Annotated in this window: 16 protein-coding genes; 13 read left to right on the top strand and 3 right to left on the bottom strand. The window is 73.5% G+C overall.

Annotated features, from left to right (window positions below; translation table 11 throughout):
* Positions 1-45: 45 nt before the first annotated feature.
* Positions 46-4041 carry an ATP-dependent RNA helicase HrpA gene (hrpA, locus tag GA0070603_RS09500; RefSeq protein ID WP_091310389.1) on the top strand — a complete coding sequence of 1332 codons (3996 nt, stop codon included), beginning with the start codon at positions 46-48 and terminating at the stop codon, positions 4039-4041.
* On the opposite strand, the gene GA0070603_RS09505 is transcribed toward hrpA, so the two are convergent.
* Positions 4038-4973: a LysR family transcriptional regulator gene (locus GA0070603_RS09505; protein ID WP_208863016.1), complete on the bottom strand. Its 936-nt coding sequence runs from the start codon at positions 4971-4973 to the stop codon at positions 4038-4040. The genes hrpA and GA0070603_RS09505 overlap by 4 nt on opposite strands.
* Positions 4974-5002: 29 nt before the next feature.
* Here GA0070603_RS09505 and GA0070603_RS09510 point away from each other — a divergent pair, with 29 nt between their 5' ends.
* The 9 genes from GA0070603_RS09510 to GA0070603_RS09550 all read left to right on the top strand — a co-directional run bounded on the left by GA0070603_RS09510 (position 5003) and on the right by GA0070603_RS09550 (position 14157).
* The gene (locus tag GA0070603_RS09510) at positions 5003-5734 is read left to right on the top strand and encodes a succinate dehydrogenase cytochrome b subunit (RefSeq protein WP_208862846.1); all 732 of its coding nucleotides are present in this window, start codon (positions 5003-5005) and stop codon (positions 5732-5734) included.
* A gap of 1 nt (position 5735) precedes the next feature.
* Complete coding sequence (locus tag GA0070603_RS09515; protein WP_091310395.1) at positions 5736-7670, top strand: fumarate reductase/succinate dehydrogenase flavoprotein subunit; 1935 nt, start codon at positions 5736-5738, stop codon at positions 7668-7670.
* On the top strand, positions 7667-8428 hold the full coding sequence (locus tag GA0070603_RS09520; protein ID WP_091310398.1) for a succinate dehydrogenase/fumarate reductase iron-sulfur subunit: 762 nt from the start codon (positions 7667-7669) through the stop codon (positions 8426-8428). The genes GA0070603_RS09515 and GA0070603_RS09520 overlap by 4 nt, the downstream gene beginning before the upstream one ends.
* A 257-nt stretch (positions 8429-8685) precedes the next feature.
* Positions 8686-9327, top strand: coding sequence for a hypothetical protein (locus GA0070603_RS09525; RefSeq protein WP_091310401.1), 642 nt, complete (start codon positions 8686-8688; stop codon positions 9325-9327).
* Positions 9328-9365: 38 nt separating this feature from the next.
* Entirely contained in the window at positions 9366-10550 is a 1185-nt protein-coding gene (locus tag GA0070603_RS09530; RefSeq protein WP_091310404.1) for a zinc-dependent alcohol dehydrogenase, read from the top strand.
* Positions 10547-11491, top strand: a complete 945-nt coding sequence (locus GA0070603_RS09535) for an SDR family NAD(P)-dependent oxidoreductase (RefSeq protein WP_091310407.1) — start codon at positions 10547-10549, stop codon at positions 11489-11491. Before GA0070603_RS09530 ends, GA0070603_RS09535 begins: the two co-directional genes overlap by 4 nt.
* Positions 11492-11666: 175 nt before the next feature.
* A complete protein-coding gene (locus GA0070603_RS09540) occupies positions 11667-12812 on the top strand; it encodes an MBL fold metallo-hydrolase (RefSeq protein ID WP_091310410.1) in 1146 nt (381 codons plus the stop codon).
* A 59-nt stretch (positions 12813-12871) separates the two neighbouring features.
* Positions 12872-13516, top strand: coding sequence for a sugar transferase (locus GA0070603_RS09545; RefSeq protein WP_091321735.1), 645 nt, complete (start codon positions 12872-12874; stop codon positions 13514-13516).
* The gene (locus GA0070603_RS09550; protein ID WP_091310414.1) at positions 13513-14157 is read left to right on the top strand and encodes a NeuD/PglB/VioB family sugar acetyltransferase; all 645 of its coding nucleotides are present in this window, start codon (positions 13513-13515) and stop codon (positions 14155-14157) included. The genes GA0070603_RS09545 and GA0070603_RS09550 overlap by 4 nt, the downstream gene beginning before the upstream one ends.
* A 1-nt stretch (position 14158) precedes the next feature.
* Here GA0070603_RS09550 and GA0070603_RS09555 read toward each other — a convergent pair whose 3' ends face one another.
* The gene (locus GA0070603_RS09555; protein WP_091321737.1) at positions 14159-15670 is read right to left on the bottom strand and encodes a deoxyguanosinetriphosphate triphosphohydrolase family protein; all 1512 of its coding nucleotides are present in this window, start codon (positions 15668-15670) and stop codon (positions 14159-14161) included.
* A 153-nt stretch (positions 15671-15823) separates the two neighbouring features.
* On the opposite strand from GA0070603_RS09555, the gene GA0070603_RS09560 reads away from it, so the two are divergent.
* Both GA0070603_RS09560 and GA0070603_RS09565 read left to right on the top strand, forming a co-directional pair.
* The gene (locus GA0070603_RS09560; RefSeq protein WP_091310417.1) at positions 15824-18346 is read left to right on the top strand and encodes a Tex family protein; all 2523 of its coding nucleotides are present in this window, start codon (positions 15824-15826) and stop codon (positions 18344-18346) included.
* Between the two features lie 100 nt (positions 18347-18446).
* Complete coding sequence (locus tag GA0070603_RS09565; protein WP_091310421.1) at positions 18447-18881, top strand: hypothetical protein; 435 nt, start codon at positions 18447-18449, stop codon at positions 18879-18881.
* On the opposite strand, the gene GA0070603_RS09570 is transcribed toward GA0070603_RS09565, so the two are convergent.
* A complete protein-coding gene (locus tag GA0070603_RS09570) occupies positions 18844-19854 on the bottom strand; it encodes a DUF389 domain-containing protein (RefSeq protein WP_091310425.1) in 1011 nt (336 codons plus the stop codon). The genes GA0070603_RS09565 and GA0070603_RS09570 overlap by 38 nt on opposite strands.
* Positions 19855-20007: 153 nt before the next feature.
* Between GA0070603_RS09570 and GA0070603_RS09575 the strand changes: the two genes are divergently transcribed.
* Entirely contained in the window at positions 20008-21156 is a 1149-nt protein-coding gene (locus GA0070603_RS09575; RefSeq protein WP_091310429.1) for a DegT/DnrJ/EryC1/StrS family aminotransferase, read from the top strand.
* Positions 21157-21199 lie beyond the last annotated feature (43 nt).

Raw genomic sequence — 21199 nt, forward strand, 5'->3', positions numbered from 1 at the left:
ACCCGGGGGCGCTGCGCCGCGCGGCTGCCTATCCTTGGCGACGACATGCAGAATCCAGCCGCACCCGCCGTACCCGAGACCGTCCGCGACCTGCACCGCCGCCTCTCCGCCCTCATGTTCCGCGACCAGCGCCGGCTCCAGCGCCGGGTGGACGGGGTACGGAAGCTGCGCGACCCGCAGCGACGGGAGTCGGCGCTGGCCGAGATCGCGGCCGACGTGGCCCGGGCCGAGGCGCGGCTGGCCGCCCGGCGGGCCGCCGTGCCGACGGTCACCTATCCGGCGCAGCTGCCGGTCAGCGAGCGCAAGGACGACATCGCCGCCGCCATCCGCGACCACCAGGTGGTGATCGTGGCCGGCGAGACCGGGTCCGGCAAGACCACCCAGCTGCCCAAGATCTGCCTGGAGCTGGGCCGCGGCGTCACCGGGCTGATCGGCCACACCCAGCCCCGGCGGCTCGCCGCGCGGACGGTGGCCGACCGGATCGCCGAGGAGCTGGGCACCGAGCTGGGCGACGTCGTCGGCTACAAGGTGCGCTTCACCGACCAGGTCGGCGACAACAGCCTGGTCAAGCTGATGACCGACGGCATCCTGCTGGCCGAGTTGCAGACCGACCGGATGCTGCGCCAGTACGACACTCTGATCATCGACGAGGCGCACGAGCGCAGCCTCAACATCGACTTCATCCTCGGCTACCTCCGGCAGCTGCTGCCCCGCCGCCCCGACCTCAAGGTGGTCATCACCTCGGCGACCATCGAGACCGACCGGTTCGCGAAGCACTTCGCCGACGCCGAGGGCAACCCGGCGCCCGTCGTCGAGGTGTCCGGGCGGACCTACCCGGTGGAGGTGCGCTACCGGCCGCTGGTCGAGGTCACCGAGGCCGAGGAGGAGGACGAGGCCGACGAGGAGAACGTCCGGGACCAGATCCAGGCCATCGGCGACGCCGTCGAGGAACTGGCCGCCGAGGGGCCCGGCGACATCCTGGTGTTCCTCAGCGGCGAGCGGGAGATCCGGGACACCGCCGACGCGCTCGGCAAGCTGGTGCAGAAGAAGCGCTCGCTGCTCGGCACCGAGATCCTTCCCCTCTACGCCCGGCTCTCCACGGCCGAGCAGCACCGCGTCTTCGCCCCGCACGCCGGGCGCCGGGTGGTCCTCGCCACCAACGTCGCGGAGACCTCGCTGACCGTCCCCGGCATCAAGTACGTGGTGGACCCGGGCACCGCCCGGATCTCCCGCTACTCCAGCCGGCTCAAGGTGCAGCGGCTGCCCATCGAGCCGGTGTCGCAGGCCAGCGCCAACCAGCGCAAGGGCCGCTGCGGCCGCACCTCGGACGGCATCTGCATCCGCCTCTACGACGAGCAGGACTTCGACAGTCGGCCCGAGTTCACCGACCCGGAGATCCTGCGCACCAACCTGGCCTCGGTCATCCTCCAGATGACCTCGATCGGCCTGGGCGACATCGGCGCGTTCCCGTTCATCGACCCGCCGGACCGGCGCAACGTCACCGACGGCGTGAACCTGCTGCACGAGCTGGGCGCGCTGAACCCGGCCGAGACCGACCCGGCGAAGCGGCTCACGGCACTCGGCCGGCGGCTGGCCCAGCTCCCCGTCGACCCCCGGCTGGCCCGGATGGTCCTCGAAGGCGAGCGCAACGGCTGCGCCACCGAGGTGATCGTGATCGCCGCCGCGCTCTCCATCCAGGACCCGCGCGAGCGGCCCGCCGACAAGCAGGCCCAGGCCGACCAGGCGCACGCCCGGTTCGCCGACCGGGAGTCGGACTTCGTCGCGTACCTGAACCTGTGGCGCTACCTGCGCGAGCAGCAGCGGGAGCTGTCCTCCAGCGCCTTCCGGCGGATGTGCAAGGCCGAGTACCTGAACTACCTGCGGGTACGCGAGTGGCAGGACATCGTCAGCCAGCTCCGCCAGGTGCTGCGTACCTCGGACAGGGGTGAGGGCCGGCGCGGGGGCGGCGCGGACCTGCCCGAGGAGATCGACACCCCGAAGGTGCACCAGTCCCTGCTGCCCGGCCTGCTCTCCCACCTGGGGCTCAAGGACGCGCAGAAGCACGAGTACCTGGGCGCGCGCGGCGCGAAGTTCGCGATCTTCCCGGGCTCGGCGCTGTTCAAGAAACCGCCGCGCTGGGTGATGGCCGCCGAGCTGGTGGAGACCTCCCGGCTCTGGGGCCGGGTGGCCGGGCGGGTCGAGCCCGAGTGGGTCGAGCCGCTCGCCCAGCACCTGGTGAAGCGCAGCTACAGCGAGCCGCACTGGGAGAAGAAGCAGGCCGCCGTGATGGCCTACGAGAAGGTCACCCTGTACGGCATCCCGATCGTCACCTCCCGCAAGGTCAATTTCGGCCGGATCGACCCGGCGCTGAGCCGCGAACTGTTCATCCGGCACGCCCTCGTGGAGGGCGACTGGCAGACCCACCACCAGTTCTGGCGGGACAACCAGCGGCTGCTGACCGAGGTGGAGGAGCTGGAGAACCGGGCCCGGCGGCGGGACATCCTGGTCGACGACGAGACGATCTTCCACTTCTACGACCAGCGGATCCCCGCCGACGTGGTCTCCGGCCGGCACTTCGACACCTGGTGGAAGAAGACCCGGCGGGAGCGCCCGGAGCTGCTCACCTTCACCCGCGAGCTGCTGATCAATTCCGGGCGCGGCGGCGTGGACGAGACCGACTACCCGGACGAGTGGCGGGCCGACGGGGTCGCCCTGCCGCTCACCTACACCTTCGACCCGGGCACCCCGACCGACGGCGTCACCGTGGACATCCCGCTGCCGCTGCTCAACCAGGTGCCCGCGGAGAGCTTCGACTGGCAGGTGCCCGGCCTGCGCGAGGAACTGGTGATCGCGCTGATCCGGTCGCTGCCCAAGTCGATCCGCCGCAACTTCGTGCCGGTGCCGGACTACGCCCGGGCGGCGCTCGCGCAGATGCCGGCCGGCGAGGAGCCGCTGCTCGACGCGCTGGCCCGGCAACTGCGCCGGATGACCGGGGTGACCGTGCCGCCGGACGCCTGGGACGTCGGCAAGCTGCCGCCGCACCTGCGGGTCACCTTCCGGGTGCTCGGCGACGACGACAAGCCGGTCGCCGAGGGCAAGGACCTGCCGGCCCTGCAACGCGAGCTGCGCCAGGAGGTACGCCAGGTCGTCGCCGCCGCCGCGCCGGACGTGGCCCGGACCGGGCTGACCGGGTGGGACATCGGCACCCTGCCGCGCACCATCGAGCAGGTCCGTGCGGGGTACGCGGTGACCGCGTACCCGGCCCTTGTCGACGAGGGCACGACCGTCGGGGTGAAGGTGTTCGACTCCCCCGCCGAGCAGGAGGCGGCGCACTGGGCCGGCACCCGGCGGCTGCTCCGGCTGACCGTGCCATCCCCGGCGAAGTTCCTCCAGGGGCGGCTCAGCAACGAGGCCAAGCTGGCGCTGTCCCGCAACCCGCACGGCGGGGTGCCGGCGCTCATCGAGGACGCCGCGGGCGCGGCCATCGACAAGCTCATGGCCGACGCGGGCGGCCCGGCCTGGGACGCCGAGGGCTTCGCGGCGCTGCGCGACCGGGTGCGCGCCGACCTGGTCGACACAGTGGTCGAGGTGATGGGCCGGGTCCGGCAGGTGCTGGCCGCCGCGTACGCCGTGGAGCAGCGGCTCGGCGCCACCCGGAACCTGGCCGTGGTGGCCGCCCTGGCCGACATCCGCAACCAGCTCGGCGGCCTGGTGCACAAGGGTTTCATCACCGAGGCCGGGTACGCCCGCCTGCCCGACCTGCTGCGCTACCTGACCGCGATCGAGCGCCGGCTGGACCGGCTGCCCGGCAACCCGCAGCGGGACAAGCAGCAGCAGGACCGGATCGCCGCGGTGCAGAAGGAGTACCAGGACCTGCTCGCCGCGCTGCCGCCCGCGAAGCGGCAGTCCACGGCGGCCCGGCAGATCCGCTGGATGATCGAGGAGCTGCGGGTGAACGTCTTCGCCCAGGCGCTCGGCACCCCGTACCCGGTGTCGGAGCAGCGCATCTACCGCGCCATGGACGAGGCCGAGGGCCGCTAGAGGGGTTCCACCCCGGCGGGGAGTTGGTCGGCGGCGGTGGCGTCGTGGACGTACTCCAGCAGGATGCGACGCAGTTCCCGGCCGGCGTGGGTGGGCACCACGTCGCGGCGGCGGGCCACCGCGATGGTCCGGCGGACGCCGGGCGGGACGAGCCGGGTGACCCGGATGCCCGCCCGGCGGGCCACCACGATGCCGGGAACCAGGGCGACGCCGAGCCCGGCCTCGACGAAGCTGAGCACGGCGTCCATCTCGCCGCCGTCGACCGAGAGGGTCGGTTCGAAGCCGGCCGCCCGGCACGCCTGGAGGGTGGCGTCGCGCAGGTCGTAGCCCTCGCGGAACATCACCAGGGGCAGGTCGCGCAGGTCGGTGATGCGCACCTCGCCCCGCCCGTCGGCGGCCGGCAGCGGGTCGACCGAGGCGACCACCAGGCTCTCCCGCAGGATCGGGTCGGCGCGCAGACCGGGGTCGGTGCCGGTCGAGGGCTCGATGATCAGCGCCAGGTCGAGGTCGCCGCGGAGCAGGTCGCGGACGAGGTCCTGCGAGCCGCCCTCCTCGACGCGCAGGTCGACGGTGGGGTGGGCGTCGCGGAACCGGCGCAGCACCGGGGGCGCCAGCGAGGTGGCCAGGCTGGGCGTGGCGCCGAGCCGGACCCGGCCCCGGCGCAGCCCGACCAGCTCCTGCACCTCGCGGGTGGCGGTGTCCACGTCGGCGAGGATCCGCTTGGCCAGCGGCAGCAGCACCTCGCCGGCCGCCGTGAGGGTGATGTTGCCCCTTACCCGCTCGAAGAGCGGGGCTCCCAGGTCGGTCTCCAGGGCGTGAATTTGCTTACTGAGAGAAGGCTGGGTGATGCCCACCAGATCGGCAGCTTGGGTGAAATGTCGTACTTCTGCGACCGCGACGAAGTACCGGAGCTGATGGAGCTGCATCTGTATAGCTTATGGCTATCAAGACTGCGAAGTCGATGCATTGGACGCCTGATCGAACTGCTCCTAGCGTCGATCGCGTGGTAATCACGAAAACTCGGTCGCCCATCCGCTCCAACGTCGGCCTCAAGGCCGTCATGGCGGTGACGGGCATCATCCTGGTGCTGTTCCTGGTCGCGCACATGCTCGGCAACCTGAAGATCTTCACGGGCGAGACCTCGTTCGACCACTACGCGCACTGGCTGCGCGAGATCGGCACGCCGCTGCTGCCGTCGACCTGGTACCTGTGGATCCAGCGCACGGTGCTCACCGTGGCCGTGCTCGCGCACATCGTCTCGGCCACCGTGCTGGCCCGGCGCGCGCGGGCGGCCCGCCCGGTCCGGTACGCGCACCGCCGGAAGATCCACGTCAACTACGCGGCCCGCACGATGCGCTGGGGTGGTGTGATCATCCTGCTCTTCGTGATCTACCACATCCTGGACCTGACCACGGGTCACCTGAACCCGCAGGGCGACGCGGCCAACCCGTACGGCAACGTGGTCCAGGACTTCGCGGCGGACCGCTGGTACGTCACGCTCTTCTACACCCTGGCGATCGTCACGCTCGGCTTCCACCTGCGGCACGGCGCCTTCAGCGCGTTCCGCAGCCTCGGCCAGCAGACCCCCAAGGGCGAGCGCCGGGCGCGCGCCGCGGCCCTGGTCTTCGCCGTCGCGCTCTGCGCCGGCTACCTGGTGGTCCCGTTCGCCGTACTCACCGGATTGGTGGCCTGACATGGATCTCTACACCAACGGCGACCCGATCGCCGACACCAAGGCTCCCGACGGCCCCATCGAGACCCGCTGGGAGCGCCACCGGTTCGAGATGAAGCTGGTCAACCCGGCGAACCGGCGGAAGCTCACCGTGATCGTGGTGGGCACCGGCCTGGCCGGCGGTTCCGCCGCGGCGACCCTGGCCGAGCAGGGCTACCAGGTGAAGTCCTACTGCTACCAGGACAGCCCGCGCCGGGCCCACTCGATCGCGGCGCAGGGCGGCATCAACGCCGCCAAGAACTACCGCAACGACGGCGACTCGGTGCACCGCCTCTTCTACGACACCGTCAAGGGCGGCGACTTCCGCTCCCGGGAGTCGAACGTGCACCGGCTGGCCGAGGTATCGGTCAACATCATCGACCAGTGCGTGGCCCAGGGCGTCCCGTTCGCCCGCGAGTACGGCGGCCTGCTCGACACCCGCTCGTTCGGCGGCGCGCAGGTGCAGCGCACCTTCTACGCCCGGGGCCAGACGGGCCAGCAGCTGCTGCTCGGCGCGTACCAGGCCCTGGAGCGGCAGATCGGCCTGGGCAACGTGGAGATGAACTCCCGGCACGAGATGCTCGAGCTGGTGATCGTCGACGGCCGGGCCCGCGGCATCGTGGTCCGCGACCTGGTGACCGGCGAGATCAGCACCGAGATGGCCGACGCCGTCGTGCTCGCCTCCGGCGGCTACGGCAACGTCTTCTACCTCTCCACCAACGCCAAGGGCTGCAACGTCACCGCCTCCTGGCGGGCCCACCGCAAGGGCGCGTACTTCGCGAACCCCTGCTACACGCAGATCCACCCGACCTGCATCCCGGTCTCCGGCGACCACCAGTCGAAGCTCACCCTGATGAGCGAGTCGCTGCGCAACGACGGCCGGGTGTGGGTGCCCAAGGCCAAGGGCGACACCCGCAGCCCGAAGGACATCCCCGAGGACGAGCGGGACTACTACCTGGAGCGGATCTACCCCTCCTTCGGCAACCTGGTCCCCCGGGACATCGCCTCCCGCGCCGCGAAGAACGTCTGCGACGAGGGCCGCGGCGTCGGCCCCGGCGGGCTCGGCGTCTACCTCGACTTCGCCGACGCCATCAACCGGCTCGGCCGCAAGGCCATCGAGGCGAAGTACGGCAACCTCTTCGAGATGTACGAGCGGATCACGGGTGAGGACCCGTACGAGGTCCCCATGCGGATCTACCCCGCCGTGCACTACACGATGGGCGGCCTCTGGGTCGACTACGACCTCCAGTCGACCATCCCGGGCCTGTTCGTGATCGGCGAGGCGAACTTCTCCGACCACGGCGCCAACCGGCTCGGCGCCTCGGCGCTGATGCAGGGCCTGGCCGACGGCTACTTCGTGCTGCCGAACACCATCGCGAACTACCTGGCGTCCGGCCCGCTGGAGAAGGTCGACGCCAGCCACCCCGAGGCGGTCGCGGCGCGGACCGAGGTCGAGGACCGGCTCCAGCGGCTGCTGGCGGTCAACGGCGACCGGACGGTGGACTCGTTCCACCGGGAGCTGGGCCAGATCATGTGGGAGCACTGCGGCATGGAGCGCTCCGAGGCCGGGCTGCGCAAGGCGATCGACGAGATCCGCACGCTGCGCGACGAGTTCTGGCAGCGGGTCCGCGTCCCGGGCGACGGCGAGGGGCTCAACCAGTCGCTGGAGAAGGCCGGCCGGGTGGCCGACTTCTTCGAGCTGGCCGAGCTCATGTGCATCGACGCCCTGCACCGCGAGGAGTCCTGCGGCGGCCACTTCCGGGCCGAGCACCAGACCCCCGACGGTGAGGCGCAGCGCGACGACGACCGGTTCTCCTACGTGGCGGCCTGGGAGTACACCGGCACCGGCCAGCCCGTGCTGCACAAGGAAGACCTGACCTTCGAATACGTCCACCCCACGCAGCGGAGCTACAAGTGAACCTGACCCTGCGCATCTGGCGCCAGAAGGGCCCCGAGGACAAGGGTCAGATGGTGACCTACCAGGTGCAGGACGTGTCCCCGGACATGTCCTTCCTGGAGATGCTCGACGTGCTCAACGAGCGGCTCATCCTCGACGGCGACGAGCCGGTCGCGTTCGACCACGACTGCCGCGAGGGCATTTGCGGCATGTGCAGCCTCATGATCAACGGTGAGGCGCACGGCCCGCAGCGCGGCACCACCGCGTGCCAGCTGCACATGCGGCAGTTCTCCGACGGCGACACGATCGACATCGAGCCGTGGCGGGCCCGGGCCTTCCCGGTGGTCAAGGACCTGGTGGTCGACCGGAACGCCTTCGACAAGATCATCTCGGCCGGTGGCTACATCACCGCGCCGACCGGCAGCGCCCCCGAGGCGCACTCCACGCCGGTGGCCAAGGCCGACGCGGACGCCGCCTTCTCCTCGGCCGCCTGCATCGGCTGCGGCGCCTGCGTGGCCGCCTGCCCGAACGGCTCCGGCATGCTGTTCACCGCCGCCAAGATCACCCAGCTCTCGCTGCTGCCGCAGGGCCAGCCCGAGCGGTACACCCGGGTGATCGGCATGGTGGACGCGCACGACGAGGCCGGCTTCGGCGGCTGCACCAACATCGGCGAGTGCGCGGCGGCCTGCCCGAAGGGCATCCCGCTGAACACCATCGGCCGGCTCAACCGGGACTACCTCAAGGCGACGTCCAAGCGCGCCGGCACCCCGGGCTCCTGAGCCCCGGCCGTCGAGCCACCCCGACCGCCGCGCCCCGCACCGGGGCGCGGCGGTCGCCCTTTTCCGGGGTACGCGAGGCGCCCGCCGCTGCAGTGGCGACCCCGTTCGCGGCAGGGGCAGCGGACGGGCGGCGGCTCGGATAGTCTGCGTCGCTCGATCGACGTCCCGACACGGGAGCAGGTGCCGTGCGTCCTGAACGTCGGCGCTGGCGGCCCCCCGAGCCGCGCTCAGAAGGCGGTCAACGGAAGGACGCGGCGATGACCCGATGGACGGAGAGCATCGAACTGCCGAGCGCGTGGGTCCATGCGTACGGGCCGCGGGTCTGCGCCCGGCACGGCGAGCCGGCCGAGGACCTGCGGAGGGTGACGCTCCGACCGAAGATGCCGGCCTGGGTCTGGATCTGCGCCGTCGTGGCGGGCGGCACCCTCGGCTTCGCCTGCGGTGTGTTCGCGGCGGTGCCCGTGGCGCTCCTCACCGCCATTGTCGAGCGTCAGGTCCGGAAGCCGATGAATGTGCCGGGCTGGCCGTACTGCCCGCGCTGTTTCACTCTGCACCGGATCTCCGTGGTCGGCACGGCCGCCGTGGTGCTCGGTCTTGCCACCTACGTTCTGGGGTTCGCACTGTTCCTGCTCGGCGTCCTGCGGCACAGCCCAGGCGTACCGAGCGACGGCACCCTCGCGCTGATCATGGTCGGAAGCCTGCTTGCTCTCGCCGGGGCGTTGACGCGTCCCTGGTTCTCCTGGCAGAAACTCGCGGGCGCGCACGTGTCGAGAGATCACGGGATCGTGCGGGTCGTGGCGCACGGACGGTTCGCCGCTGACGTCCGGGAGCGGCTCACGGCCCGGACCGGCCGCGCGAGAGGTGGCCGGGACCTGCTTCAAGCCGACCCCCGCGGGTAGCAGTCCGATGGACGGCACCACAGAGGGGACATTCAGGCATGAAGGCACTGACCTGGCACGGCAAGCGTGACGTCCGCGTCGACGACGTACCGGACCCGCGGATCGAGGAGCCGACCGACGCCGTCATCCGCGTCACCTCGACCGCCATCTGCGGCTCCGACCTGCACCTGTACGAGGTGCTCGGGCCGTACCTGAAGCCCGGTGACGTCCTCGGCCACGAACCCATGGGCGTGGTCGAGGAGGTCGGCCCCGCCGTGACCCGGCTCAAGCCCGGCGACCGGGTGGTCGTCCCGTTCAACATCGCATGCGGCTCGTGCTGGATGTGCGACCGCCAGCTCTACGCCCAGTGCGAGACCACCCAGGTGACCAGCCAGGGCAAGGGCGCCGCGCTGTTCGGCTACACCTCGCTCTACGGCTCCGTCCCCGGCGGGCAGGCCGAGTACCTGCGGGTGCCGCAGGCCCAGTTCGGCCCGATCAAGATCCCGGAGACCGGCCCCGACGAGCGCTGGCTCTACCTGTCCGACATCCTGCCCACCGCCTGGCAGGCGGTGAAGTACGCGGACACCCCGCCCGGCGGCACCCTGGCCGTGTTCGGCCTCGGCCCGGTCGGGCAGTTCAGCGCCCGGATCGGGCGGCACCTCGGCGCCGGCCGGGTGATCGGGCTCGACCTGGTGCCCGAGCGGCTGGAGATGGCCCGGCGGCACGGCATCGAGGTGCTCGACGTCAGCGAGCTGGACGACGTGCCCGGCGCGCTGATCGACCTGGTCGACGGGCGCGGCCCGGACGCGGTGATCGACGCGGTCGGCATGGAGGCGCACGGCGCGCCGCTGGGCAAGGTCGCCCAGGCCGCCGCGGGGCTGCTGCCCAACAAGCTGGCGCAGACCATGACCGACAAGGCCGGTGTGGACCGGCTCGTGGTGCTGCACGCCGCGCTCAAGGCGGTCCGGCGCGGCGGCACCGTGTCGGTCTCCGGCGTGTACGGCGGCGAGCAGGACCCCATGCCGCTCATGGAGATGTTCGACCGGGGCGTCCAGCTGCGCATGGGGCAGTGCCACGTGAAGCGCTGGGTCGACGAGATCATGCCGCTGCTCGCCGGCGACGACGACCCGCTCGGCGTCGAGGACCTGCGGACCCACCGGCTGCCCCTGCCGCGGGCGCCGCAGGCGTACGAGATGTTCCAGAAGAAGCAGGACGGCTGCGTCAAGGTCGTGCTCGAACCGTGAACCGGACGGTGGTGATCACCGGCGCGACCAGCGGGATCGGCCGGGCGGCGGCCCGGGAGTTCGCCGGCCGCGGGGACCGCCTGGTCCTCGCGGCCCGCTCCCCCGCCACCCTGGCCGAGGTGCGCGACGAGTGCCGGGCGGCCGGCGCCGACGTGCTGGTCGTACCGGTGGACGTCACCGCGCCCGGCGCCCTGGCCGCGCTGGCCGACGCGGCCGAGGCCGAGTTCGGCGCCATCGACGCGTGGGTGCACACCGCCGCCGTCATGACCTACGGCCGCTTCGACGAGACCCCCGCCGAGGTCTTCGACCAGGTCATCCGCACCGACCTGCTGGCCGCGGCCGAGGTGGCCCGGGTGGCGTTGGGTCGCTTCCGGGCCGCGTCGGCCGGCACCCTGGTCCTCACCGGCTCGGTCCTCGGGCACATCACCGCGCCCTACATGAGCGGCTACGTGGCGGCCAAGTGGGGCCTTCAGGGGCTCACGCGGACGTTGCAGCAGGAGGCCCGGGAGACCCCCGGCGTGCGGATCTGCCTGGTCAACCCGGGCAGCGTCGACACGCCTGTCTACCGGCAGGCGGGCAACTACCTGGGCCGGGTCGGCCGGCCGCCGCCGCCGATCACCACGCCGGAGCGGGTGGCCCGGGCCATGGCGGACTGCGTGGACCGGCCCCGCCGGGAGGTCTCGGTGGGGCGGCTCAACGTCGTCATGCGGTTCGGCTTCACCGTGCTGCCCGGGGTGTACGACGCGCTCGTGGGGCCGCTGATGCGGCTCGCCGGGCTGACCGACCGGCCGGTGGCGCCGCACCCGGGCATCGTCTTCGCGCCCAACCCGGCCGGCGAGGCGGTCCGGGGCGGCTGGCTTCCCGACGTGTCGCGAGTGGTCCGGTCGGTGGGCGGGGTGACCGCGGCGGCCGGCTCGGCGCTGCTGCGCCGGCTGCGCTGAGCCGTGCGTGCGCGCCGTCTCTGCCGCCGGGCCGCGCCACCGGATCCGCCGGGCGTGGGCGCCGTCTCTGCCGCCGGGCCCGCGCCGCCGGATCCGCCGGGCGTGCCTCGTCGCGCGCGCGGGGTGGCGGGCGGGTGGCTACCGTGTACTGCGGGACACGGCGGAGGGACGGGACATGCGGGAACCGGACGACCGGGCACTGGAGCGGGCAGCCGGCGGGCGGCTGTGGCGGATGGCGGGGCTGGCCGCGGTGGCCGGGCTGGCCTGGGCGGCGCGGGACGTGCCCGCGCAGCTCGGCGGCCGGCTCGCCGGCGCCCGCGCGGAGCGGGCGGCCCGCTCGCCGCGCTTCCGCGACGGCACCTTCCACAACCCGTCGGGCACCCGCAGCACCATGGTGGCCGACCCGGGCCGCAACCTGGTCAAGGAGCTGATCTTCGGCAAGCAGAAGCGCCGGCCGGACAGCGCCGTGCCGCTGCTGCGCCCGGCCGACCCGGCACCGGCCGACCCGGCCCGGGAGCTGAGCGTCGTCTGGTACGGCCACGCCTCCACGCTCGTCGAGATCGAGGGGCACCGGGTGCTGCTCGACCCGGTCTGGAGCGACCGCTGCTCCCCGTCCGCGCTGGTCGGCCCGCGCCGCATCCACGAGCCGCCGGTACGCCTCGAGGAGTTGCCCCGGCTCGACGCCATCCTCATCTCGCACGACCACTACGACCACCTGGACATGGAGACCGTACGCGGGCTGCTCGCCCACCAGTCCGCGCCGTTCCTCGTGCCGCTCGGCGTCGGCGCCCACCTGGACCGGTGGGGCGTGCCGGAGGACCGGATCGTCGAGCTGGACTGGAACGAGAGCCACCGGGTGGGTGGGCTGACGCTCACCGCCACCGCCGCCCAGCACTTCTCCGGCCGGGGGCTGCGCCGCGACGGCACGCTCTGGAGCTCCTGGGTGATCGCCGGGGCGCAGCGGAAGGTCTTCTACACGGGCGACTCCGGCTACTTCGACGGCTACGCCGAGATCGGCGCGGAGCACGGCCCGTTCGACGTCACGCTCATGCAGATCGGCGCGTACGACCGGGCCTGGCCGAGCATTCACATGTTCCCCGAGGAGGCGGTCGCCGCCCACCTCGACCTGCGCGGCGGGCTGTTCGTGCCGGTGCACTGGGCCACCTTCAACCTGGCCCTGCACGACTGGTCCGAGCCGGTGGACCGGCTCTGGGCCGAGGCGAAGGCCCGGGACGTCCGGCTGGCCGTGCCGCGACCCGGCGAGCGGGTGGTGGTGGACGAGCCGCCGGCGGTGGACGGCTGGTGGCAGGCCGTCGCCTGACACGCCCGAAAAAACCGGACAAGCAGTCATTCGGCGGCACATTTGTCTACTCTGTGCCCGTGAATGATGCCATCAAGCGGGCCGTCGACCTCACCGTGGCCCTGGTCGCGCTGCTGGTGGCGGCGCCCGTCCTGGCCGCGGTGGCGGTCGCGGTGCTGCTCACCATGGGCCGGCCGGTGCTGTTCCGGCAGGCCCGGATCGGCCGCCACGGCCGCGAGTTCACCATCCTGAAGTTCCGGTCCATGGCGCCCGGCGCCGGCGGCTTCTCCACCGCCGACGACGCGCTGCGGCTGACCCCGCTCGGCCGCTGGCTGCGGGACACCAGCCTGGACGAGCTGCCCAGCCTCTGGAACATCGTCCGGGGCGACATGAGCCTGGTCGGGCCGCGTCCGCTGCCGACCAGCTACCGCTTCCGCTACACCCCGGAGCAGTTCCGCCGCCACGAGGTCCGGCCCGGGCTCACCGGGCTCGCCCAGGTCAACGGGCGCAACGCGCTCGACTGGGACGAGAAGTTCGCCCACGACATCCACTACGTCGACCACCGCGGCCTCCTGCTCGACCTGCGCATCCTGGCCCGTACGGCGGTGGCCGTGCTGCGCCGGCAGGGAATCAGCGCGCCGGGCAGCGCCACCGCGCACGAGTTCCGCGGCCGCGCCGCCGCGGAGCAGCCGGTCCCGGCGACCGCCGGCAGCGGCGCCCGGTGAGCCTCGACCTCGTGATCGTCGGCTGCGGCGGCCACGGCCGGGAGATCGCCCAACTGGTGGCGGCCGTCAACGACGCCGCCGCCCGGCCGCCCTGGCGGCTCGTCGGCTTCGTCGACGACAACCCGTCGGAACGCAACCGCAAGCGGGCCGAGGCGGGCGGGACACCGTACCTCGGGACGCTGGCGGCGCTCGCCCACCTGCCCCCGCAGACCCACGTCGTGCTCGGCCTGGGCGAGCCCCGGGTCCGGCGGACCGTCGGCGCGCGGGTCGACGCGCTCGGCCTGCCCCCGGCGAGCCTCGTGCACCCGGACGCCACCGTGGGGGCCGACCTGGTCGCGGCCGAGGGCCTCGTGGTGTTCGCCGGCGGCCGGATCACCACGAACGTCACCGCCGGCCGGCACCTGCACGTCAACCAGAACGCCACCCTCGCGCACGACTGCGTGGTCGGCGACCACGTCTCGCTGCACCCGCTCGCCGCCGTCTCCGGCGACTGCCGCCTGGACGACGCCGCGCTTGTCGGCGCGGGGGCCGTGGTCCTGCCCGGGCTGCGCGTCGGCGCCGGCGCGACCGTCGGCGCGGGCGCCTGCGTGGTGCGCGACGTGCCGCCCGGCACCGTGGTCAAGGGCGTGCCGGCCCGCTGACTCAGAGCACGAAGGCGTCCGTCCAGAGGGCGCCCGAGCGGCCGGAGAGCGCGTCCAGCATGGCCACCGCCTGCCCGTCGGTGAGCTGCGCGACGAAGTCGACGATCGCCCGCCCCCGGGCCCGGCCGATCCGGTCCGGCGTGCGCGGGTGCAGCTCCGCCTCGGCCAGCTCCACCAGGTCGTGCAGCCGCCGCGGCAGCCGGGACTCCTCCTCCGGGTCCAGCAGCCACTCCCAGAGCGCCTCCACGAGGGTGCCGAGCAGCCGCGCCTGGCCGCGCTGGTGCAGGGCCAGGTCCGGGCGGGCCAGGACGAACCGGTGGTGGACGAACTTGAGCACCTGCACCTCGTGCCACTGCGGCCGGGCCAGCAGCACGTGCCCCGAGCGGACGTCCGGCTCCGGGGTCACCGTGATCGCCTCCACGAAGCGGGTGGACCAGCGCGCGGAGAACCGGGCGACGTACTGCTCGGCCTCGATCGAGCCGTCGAAGGGCAGCGCCAGCAGCCCCTCCACCAGCTCCTCGCGGACGTGCTCGACGGCGGCGGCGAACGCCTCGTCGTCGGCGATCCAGGCGTCCTTGCGGTGCAGCTGGCGGCGCAGCCGCTCGATCGCCGCACCGGGCCGCCGGCCGGCCGCGGCCAGCGCCGGGGAGGTGATCGCCCGGAAGTGCCCGCACTCGCGCTGCCAGGCCATCAGCTCGGCCGCCACCGCGCCCTGCTGGAGGACACCGACCCGGTAGAAGTCCTCCACGTCGTGGATGGCGTACGCGATGTCGTCCGCGGTGTCCATGATCGACGCCTCGGGGGTCTGCTGCCAGTCCGGGATCCGGCCGGCGAACGGCTCCCGCGCCTGCCGCAGGTCGTCCACCTCGGTCCGGTACGCGCCGAACTTCGCCGACCCGCTCTCCGGATCCTCCGGCGGGGCGGCCGCGCCGCGCGGCGCCGGGTCCAGGTGCCGCGGGTGCGGGTCCGGGTGGTCCAGCCGGGTCCACGGGTACTTCAGCATCGCCGCCCGGACCGCCGCGGTCAGGTCCAGGCCGGTGGTCGCCGCGCCGCGGATCTCGGTGCTGGTGACGATCCGGTACGACTGGGCGTTGCCCTCGAAGCCGTCGGGCAGGCCGAGCCGCTGCCGGGCCAGCCGGTCCAGCACCCGCTCCCCCAGGTGCCCGAACGGCGGGTGGCCGAGGTCGTGGGCGAGCGCGGCGGCCTCCACCACGTCCGGGTCGCAGCCGCCCAGCTTCTCCAGCAGGTCGCGGTGCGCCGGGTCGGCGGTCAACCGCTCGGCGATCGCCCGCGCCACCTGCGCCACCTTGAGGCTGTGGGTGAGCCGGTTGTGCACGAGCAGCCCCGACCCGCCCGGGCTGATCACCTGGGTCACCCCGTTGAGCCGGGCGAAGAACGGCGACCCGACGATCCGGTCCCGGTCCGCCCGGAACGGGCTGACGGCGAGGTCACCCAGGGCCCGGGCGCTGCCGCCGAAGAGCCGCCGCGCCCGCGGATCCGCAGGTTGTTCCATGATCGCCACGCTAGCGCAGCCTGCCGCCGGTCGCGATGCACCTGTCGGCCTCCGGGACCGGTGTGCCGGATGGGGTCCGCCGGGTGCCGGCGCCCGGCCGTGGCGCCACCGGCACAATGACTGCCGAACCCACCGGAGAAGGCGGATCAGATCGTGACCCAGTCTGTGCACCAGCGGATCGCCGAGGAACTCGGCGTCGCCGAACGTCAGGTGCGGGCGGCCGTGGAGCTGCTCGACGGCGGCGCCACCGTGCCGTTCATCGCCCGCTACCGCAAGGAGGCCACCGGCCTGCTCGACGACGCGCAACTGCGCACCCTGGAGGAGCGGCTGCGCTACCTGCGCGAGCTGGACGAGCGGCGCGCCGCCGTGCTGGAGTCCATCCGCGGCCAGGGCAAGCTCGACGAGGCCCTGGAAGCGCAGATCATGGCGGCCGACTCGAAGTCGCGCCTGGAGGACATCTACCTGCCCTACAAGCCCAAGCGGCGGACCCGGGCCCAGATCGCCCGCGAGGCCGGGCTGGAGCCGCTCGCGGACACGCTGCTGGCCGACCCGGCGCGGGACCCCCGCGACACGGCCGCCGGCTACGTCGACGCCGACCGGGGGGTGGCCGACGCCGCCGCCGCGCTCGACGGGGCGCGGGCCATCCTCATCGAGCGCTTCGCCGAGGACGCGGACCTCATCGGCACGCTGCGCGAGCAGATGTGGTCGCGCGGCCGGCTGGTCTCCCGGGTACGCGAGGGTCAGGAGACCACCGGCGCCAAGTTCGCCGACTACTTCGACTTCGCCGAGCCGTACCCGAAGCTGCCCTCGCACCGGATCCTCGCCATGTTCCGGGGCGAGAAGGAGGGCGTGCTCGACCTGACCATGGACCCGGAGGCGGACGGCGACTCCGACGCCGTGGTCACCGGCCCCACCCGCTACGAGGCGGCCATCGCCGGCCGGTTCGGGATCACCGACCAGGGGCGGCCGGCCGACAAATGGCTCACCGACACGGTCCGCTGGGCCTGGCGTACCCGGATCCTCATCCACCTCGGCGCCGACCTGCGGCTGCGCCTGTGGCAGGCGGCCGAGGAGGAGGCCGTCCGGGTCTTCGCCACCAACCTGCGCGACCTGCTGCTGGCCGCGCCGGCCGGCGCCCGCCCCACCATGGGCCTCGACCCGGGGCTGCGCACCGGCGTCAAGGTGGCCGTCGTCGACGCCACCGGCAAGGTGGTCGCGACCGACACGATCTACCCGCACGAGCCGCGCCGGCAGTGGGACGCCTCCCTACACACGCTGGCGACCCTGGCCGCGGCGCACGGGGTCGAGCTGGTCGCCATCGGCAACGGCACGGCCAGCCGGGAGACCGACAAGCTCGCCGGTGACCTGATCAAGCGGCACCCCGAGCTGAAGCTGACCAAGGTGGTGGTCTCCGAGGCCGGCGCGTCGGTCTACTCCGCGTCCGCGTACGCCTCCCAGGAGCTGCCCGGGCTGGACGTCTCGCTGCGTGGCGCGGTCTCCATCGCCCGCCGCCTCCAGGACCCCCTGGCCGAGCTGGTGAAGATCGACCCGCGCTCGATCGGCGTCGGGCAGTACCAGCACGACCTGTCCGAGGTGAAGCTCTCCCGCTCCCTCGACGCGGTCGTGGAGGACTGCGTCAACGCCGTCGGCGTCGACGTCAACACCGCCTCCGCGCCGCTGCTCACCCGGGTGTCCGGCATCGGCGCCGGGCTGGCCGAGAACATCGTGCTGCACCGCGACGCCAACGGGCCGTTCCGCACCCGGGCCGAGCTGAAGAAGGTGCCCCGGCTCGGGCCGAAGGCGTTCGAGCAGTGCGCCGGCTTCCTGCGCATCCCCGGCGGCGACGATCCGCTCGACTCCTCCAGCGTGCACCCCGAGTCGTACCCGGTGGTGCGGCGGATCCTCGCCCACACCGGGCAGGACCTGCGCGGGCTCATCGGGAAGTCGGCCATCCTGCGGGGGCTCCGGGCGACCGAGTTCGTCGACGACACGTTCGGCCTGCCCACCGTCACCGACATCCTCACCGAGCTGGAGAAGCCCGGCCGCGACCCGCGCCCGGAGTTCCGGACCGCCACCTTCGTGGAGGGCGTCGAGAAGATCAGCGACCTGACGCCGGGGATGGTGCTGGAGGGCGTGGTCACGAACGTGGCCGCGTTCGGCGCGTTCGTCGACGTCGGCGTGCACCAGGACGGCCTGGTCCACGTGTCCGCCATGTCGCACACCTTCGTGAAGGACCCGCGGGACGTGGTGAAGTCCGGCGACGTGGTCCGGGTCCGGGTGCTCGACGTCGACGTGCCCCGCAAGCGCATCTCGCTGACCCTGCGGCTGGAGGACGAGGTCCCGGCCGGCGGCGGGCGCCCGCAGGGCGGCGAGGGGCGCCGCGACCGTGGCGCGCCGGGCGGCGGCGATCAGCGGGGCGGCCGGGGCGGCCAGCGTGGCGGCGGTCCGCGCGGCGGCCAGGGCGATGGCGGCCAGGGCGGCGGTGCGCGCGGCGGCCAGCGCGATGGCGGTCAGGGCGGCGGCGGTCCACGCGGCGGCCACGGGGGCGGCCAGCGCGGCGGGGGGCAGCGCGGTGACCGGGGCGGTTCGCAGCCGCGGCAGGGCCGCGGTGGCGGGGCGCCGGCGCCGGCCAACAGCGAGATGGCGGAGGCGCTGCGCCGCGCCGGCCTGGCCTGAGTCCGACACGATGAGGATCTTGGACAGGTGCCGTTCGCAGCGAACGGCACCTGTCCAAGATCGCGGTCCGGGCGCGGCGGGTACGCGTACCCTCGCCGTCGTGGGTGGGGACGACGGCCTGGAGTGGCGGGAACAGCAGCGCCGGGCGGTGCGGGCGCACGCGGCGGCCGACGCCCGGCAGCGCGCCGCCGAGCAGGCGGAGGCCGCGGAGCTGGTGGCGCGGTTCGCCGCCGAGGCCTCGCGGCGGGGGTTGCGCACGGACCGGTTGACGGCGGCCGGCTACGACGGGCGCGGCCGCTACCGCACGCGGATCACCGGCTGGTACGTGGACCGGGCGCGGAGCCGGGCGGTGGACACCGAGGGCCGGTTCTACCTGCTCACCGTGCCGCCGGGCCTGCGGGCGCGCCTGTTCGGGGCCGACCCGGAGCCCGCCCCGCCACCGCTGGTGGTCGGCCGCGGCGGCCGGGACGGCGAGTCGGTGCCCCTGGCGACGCTGCTCAGCCTGCGTCTCGAGGCGGGCGACGACTGGCGCTGACCCGCGCGGGGCGCCGGTCGGTGCGCTGCCGGGGCACGCCCCGGGCGGACCGCCGCTCCACCCGCCGCCACCAGCAGAGCTGCACGACGAGGGTGAGCAGGCCGGCCAGCACGATGGCGGCCAGGTTGATCACGAGTTGGAGGGCGGAGCCGGCCGCCTCGTGCCACACCCCGTAGGCGGCGGCGACCGCCACGTTCGCCGCCGCGGGCACGGTGGTCACCGAGATCAGCACGCCGACCAGCGAACCGGACTTCTTCGAGGTCAGCGAGAGCATGCCGGCGATCCCGGCGAGCAGGCCGACCACCCAGGAGAGCGCGTCCGGGCGCCAGATGAAGTCGGTGAGCGGCCGCTCGGCCAGCAACATGTCCCGGCTGACCAGCCCGGCCGCGGTGAGCGCCCAGGTGCTCAGCACGGTGACCAGCATGGCCGCGAGGAAGCCGACCACCAGGGCGTGCACCGAGCGGCCGATGACGTGCGGCTGCCGGCGCAGCAGCGCCACGCAGAGCGCGGCCAGCGGGCCGAACTCGGGGCCGACCACCATGGCGCCGACGATGAGGATGGGCTGGTCGAGCAGCACACCGATGCCGGCGATCATGGTGGCCACGGTGATCAGCGCCAGGAAGGTGCCGGTGAGCACTGTCTGCTCGCCGGTCTTCGCGGCGATCTCGTCCCAGACCACGGCGTCCTCGCCGTGGCCGGGGGCGTCGGCCGCGGCCTTGTCGGCCTGCGCCGACAGGGTCAGCTCCACGTCGTCGGCGGAGATGCCACCGCGCGCGTCCACGTCGAGTTCCTGGAGGCGGTGCAGGACCTGGTCGGCGCTCTCCCGGACGACGTCGCAGAGGATCAGGTCGCCGGCGGGCTGGCGGGCGGCGCCGGGGATGACGGCGAGGTGGGTGACGCCCGGGGTCTCCGCGAGCAGGTCCGTCACGGCCGCGGACCGGTCGGTCGGCGCGATGATCCGCAGGTGCAGCACGTGTCTCCCCTCGCCGGGCCGGGCAGCCGCCGAGTCTACTGGCCGGTTTCCGTTCTCCGCCCGCCGACGGACCCGCTGGCGGCCAGGCCGCGTCCTCCCGGCTGGTCCGTCGGTTTATTGAGGGGGAAAACCGACATCCGCCGGGGGCGACCGATGAGCCAGATGATCCACCTGTCCGCGCCCGATGTGGGGCCGCTGGAGGAGGCGTACCTGATCGCCGCGCTGCGCTCGGGCTGGGTCGCGCCGGTCGGGCCGGACCTGGAGGCGTTCGAGCGCGAGATCGCGGCGCGGGTCGGCACCCGGGGCGCGGTCGGGGTCAGCTCCGGCACGGCGGGGCTGCACCTGGCCCTGCTCGGGGTCGGCGTGCGGCCGGGGGACGTCGTCGTGGTCTCGACGCTGACCTTCGTGGCGACCGCCAACGCGGTCCGGTACACCGGCGCGCGCCCGGTCTTCGTGGACTGCGACCCGCAGACCGGCAACCTCGACGTGCCGCTCACCGCCGACCTGCTCCGCCACCTGCGGGCACGCGGCGAGCGGGTCGGCGCGGTCGTCCCGGTCGACCTGTTCGGAGCCTGCGTCGACTACACCGCGCTGGAGCCGGTGTGCGCCGAGGCCGGGGTGCCGATCGTGGAGGACGCGGCCGAGGCGCTGGGCGCCACGCACGCCGGACGCGGCGCCGGCTCGTTCGGCCAGGTCGGTGTGCTCTCGTTCAACGGCAACAAGGTCATCACGACCTCGGGCGGCGGGATGATCGTCTCCGACGACACCGCGCTGCTCGCCCGGGCCCGCCACCTGTCCACCCAGGCCCGGGAGCAGGCCCGGCACTACGAGCACCGGGAGACCGGCTACAACTACCGGCTGAGCAACCTGCTGGCCGCGCTGGGCCGCGCGCAGTTGCGCCGCCTCGACGGGATGATCGGCCGCCGGCGGCAGCTCCGCGACCGGTACGCCAAGCTCTTCGCCCCGGTGCCCGGGGTCACACTGATCGGCGCCGACGACGCGGCAGCCAACTGCTGGCTGACCAGCCTCGTGGTCGACCCCGAGCGCTCCGGCTGGCAGGCGCGGGAACTCGCCGACCACCTCGCCGAGCGGGGTGTCGAGACCCGTCCGGTGTGGAAGCCGATGCACCTCCAGCCGGCGTACGCCGACGCGGAGAGCTGCCTCACCGGCGCCGCGGACCGCCTGTTCGCCCACGGGCTGACGCTGCCCAGCGGAAGCGCGCTCACCGAGCCCCAGATCGGCGTCGTCCTGGGCGCGATCGACGAGTTCCTGGCCGACCGCACCGGGTCGGCCGCCCGCTGACGCCAGGTGCCCCGCCGCGGATGCCGCAGCGCGACACCGGCGG

This window comes from Micromonospora chersina, assembly GCF_900091475.1.
Taxonomy (GTDB): Bacteria; Actinomycetota; Actinomycetes; order Mycobacteriales; family Micromonosporaceae; genus Micromonospora; species Micromonospora chersina.

Excerpts from the sequence above, each read along its gene's own strand:
- hrpA (WP_091310389.1), top strand. The coding sequence starts at position 46 with ATGCAGAATCCAGCCGCACCCGCCGTACCCGAGACCGTCCGCGACCTG.
- GA0070603_RS09510 (WP_208862846.1), top strand. The coding sequence starts at position 5,003 with ATGCATTGGACGCCTGATCGAACTGCTCCTAGCGTCGATCGCGTGGTA.
- GA0070603_RS09515 (WP_091310395.1), top strand. The coding sequence starts at position 5,736 with ATGGATCTCTACACCAACGGCGACCCGATCGCCGACACCAAGGCTCCC.
- GA0070603_RS09525 (WP_091310401.1), top strand. The coding sequence starts at position 8,686 with ATGACCCGATGGACGGAGAGCATCGAACTGCCGAGCGCGTGGGTCCAT.
- GA0070603_RS09530 (WP_091310404.1), top strand. The coding sequence starts at position 9,366 with ATGAAGGCACTGACCTGGCACGGCAAGCGTGACGTCCGCGTCGACGAC.
- GA0070603_RS09540 (WP_091310410.1), top strand. The coding sequence starts at position 11,667 with ATGCGGGAACCGGACGACCGGGCACTGGAGCGGGCAGCCGGCGGGCGG.
- GA0070603_RS09555 (WP_091321737.1), bottom strand. The coding sequence starts at position 15,670 with ATGGAACAACCTGCGGATCCGCGGGCGCGGCGGCTCTTCGGCGGCAGC.
- GA0070603_RS09575 (WP_091310429.1), top strand. The coding sequence starts at position 20,008 with ATGAGCCAGATGATCCACCTGTCCGCGCCCGATGTGGGGCCGCTGGAG.